Below are 2,570 nucleotides of genomic sequence, written 5' to 3'. Positions count from 1 at the left end.
GGTATCGGCCGCGGCCCGACCGAGTTCAGCGGGGCCGTCGCCGGCGGTACTGACGTCTCGGGCGTGGGCTCGTCCGACGGGCGGACGCCGGTCGGCGCGGTCGACGCGAACCACGGCAGCTGGGTCGCCTCGCTCGCCGCCGCCCGCGGCACCGGCAACGGCCGCGGCATGATCGGCATCGCCCCCGAGGCCGAGCTGCTGTCGATCTCGGTCGGATTCGGCGCGACCACGTCCAAGCCGTTTACCGAGCAGATCGCCCAGGCCATGACGTGGGCGGTCGACAACGGGGCGACCGTCATCAACCTCTCGCTCACCACGAACACCCTCGACTGGGATCCGAGCTGGGACACCGCGTTCGAGTACGCCTTCGATCACGACGTCGTCGTCGTGGTGGCCGCCGGAAACCGCGGCAGCGGGACGGACCGCGTCGGAGCCCCCGCCACGATCCCGGGCGTGCTCGCGGTCGGCGGTGTCGACCCCGGTGGGCGCGCCAGCAACGACGCCTCGACCCAGGGCATCACCATCGGGCTCTCGGCCCCCAGCGAGCGACTGCTCGGCGTCTCGGCCGACGGCACGCTCGTGCAGTGGAACGGCACCAGCGGTGCCGCACCGATCGTCGCCGGTATCGCCGCTCTCGTGCGCGCGGCGCACCCCGACCTCGACGCCGACAACGTGCTTAATCGCCTGATCGCGACGGCGAAGCCCTCCGCCGGGGCGACGACGACGCCCGACCCTCTGTACGGATACGGGCTGGTGGATGCCGCGCGCGCGGTGTCAGCGCAGGTGCCGACGGTCAGCGAGAACCCCCTCGGCAGCCTGACCGAGTGGATCCGCCTCTACCGCCGAGCCGATGCGCAACCGACGCCCGAGCCGACCGGCACCCCGGTGGTCATCCCCCCGCTTCCGCCCGTCGACGCGGCGCCCGCGGCGGGGTCGCCATTGCTGCCGTCGCGCGATAGCGTGCTGTACGGATCGCTGCCGCTCGGGGGTGCCACGCTGGCCGCTATAATGATTGCGCTCGGCGTCAGTGCTGCTGCCCGGCGAATCCGACAGGCGCGCACCTCCCGCGAGCCGAGCCGCACCACAAACGAGGAGTCCCTCCCATCGTGACCACTACCGTGCCCAGAATCCTCATCGTCGGTGGGGGCTACGCAGGCTTCTACACCGCATGGAAGCTCGAGAAGCTCCTCGGGCGGGGCGAAGCCGAAGTCACGCTCGTCGACCCGCTGCCGTACATGACGTACCAGCCCTTCCTCCCCGAGGTCGCCGCCGGCGAGATCGAGCCGCGCCACGTCGTGGTCGGTCTGCGCCGCCACCTCAAGCGCACCACGGTGATCGCCGGAAAGGTCACGGGCATCTCGCACGCGACCAAGACCGCCACGATCACCCCCATCGCGGGCGACCAGACGTTCGAGCAGAGCTACGACCAGATCGTCGTGACCGCCGGTGCCGTCTCGCGCACCTTCCCGATCCCCGGCATCGCCGACAACGCGATCGGCCTCAAGACGATCGAAGAGGCCGTCGCGATCCGCGACCGCCTCACGTCCAACTTCGACAAGGCGTCGGTGCTGCCCGCCGGTCCCGAGCGCGACCGTCTGCTGACCGTCGTCGTCGTCGGCGGCGGCTTCGCCGGCATCGAGGTGTTCGCCGAGCTGCGCGCCTACGCGTCGTCGCTGCTGAAGCAGTACCCGACGCTCGCGTTCGACGACACCCACTTCCACCTCATCGAGGCGATGGGCCGCATCATGCCCGAGGTCTCGCAGAAGACGAGCGAATGGGTCCTCGCCGATCTCGCCAAGAAGGGCGCATTCGTCCACCTCGACACGCAGGTCAAGGGTGCCGTCGACGGTGTCATCGAGCTGTCGACCGGTGAGCAGCTGCCCACCGACCTCATCATCTGGACCGCCGGCGTCATGGCCAACCCCACCGTCGTGCGTGGCAGCGACCTGCCCGTCGAAGAGCGCGGCCGCATCCGTACGCGCCCCGATCTGCGCGTCGGCACCGACGAGGACATCGTCGAGGGCGCCTGGGCCGCGGGCGACGTCTCGGCCGTGCCCGACCTCTCGGGCGGCGGCGTGGGCGGCTTCTGCGTTCCGAACGCCCAGCACGCGGTGCGCCAGGGCAAGCTCATGGCGAAGAACCTGGTGGCGGTGCTGCGCGGCGAACAGCCCAAGGAGTACAACCACAAGAACCTCGGCGCCGTCGCCGGCCTGGGCCTGTACAACGGTGCGTTCCAGTCGGGCAACATCGCCTTGACCGGCCTGATCGCCTGGTTCGCGCACCGCGGTTACCACGGCCTGGCCATGCCGACGTGGGAGCGCAAGTTCCGCGTCATCGGCGACTGGATGCAGAACTTCGTGCACGGCCGCGAGGTCGTGTCGCTCGAGGCCGTACAGCAGCCGCGCGCCGCGTTCGAGGAGTTCGCCGCCCGTCCGCGTCCCGCCGCTCCCGCGGCCGAGGCGCCGGCCGAGAAGAAGGCCGAGCCCGTCGCCGCGAAGTAACCGCCGCGTCCCGAGACCCCCGTGCCCCTGTGGGCGCGGGGGTCTCGTCGTGTCGGTGCGGATGCGGCG

At 71.1% G+C, this 2,570-nt stretch carries 2 protein-coding genes; both read left to right on the top strand.

Features of this window, described 5'->3' with window-relative positions; all coding sequences use genetic code 11:
- On the top strand, positions 1 to 1,110 hold a 1,110-nt coding region (locus tag DBR36_RS14955), incomplete at its 5' end, for a S8 family serine peptidase (RefSeq protein ID WP_108320541.1).
- The gene (locus DBR36_RS14950) at positions 1,107 to 2,501 is read left to right on the top strand and encodes an NAD(P)/FAD-dependent oxidoreductase (protein WP_258222890.1); all 1,395 of its coding nucleotides are present in this window, start codon (positions 1,107 to 1,109) and stop codon (positions 2,499 to 2,501) included. The genes DBR36_RS14955 and DBR36_RS14950, both read left to right, overlap by 4 nt.
- The last annotated feature ends 69 nt before the right edge of the window (positions 2,502 to 2,570 follow it).

Origin of the sequence: Microbacterium sp. HMWF026 (assembly GCF_003061325.1) — a bacterium.
Taxonomy (GTDB): domain Bacteria; phylum Actinomycetota; class Actinomycetes; order Actinomycetales; family Microbacteriaceae; genus Microbacterium; species Microbacterium testaceum_E.
The sequence above is the reverse complement of the archived record's forward strand: the minus strand, read 5'-3'. Positions and strand labels throughout refer to the sequence as shown.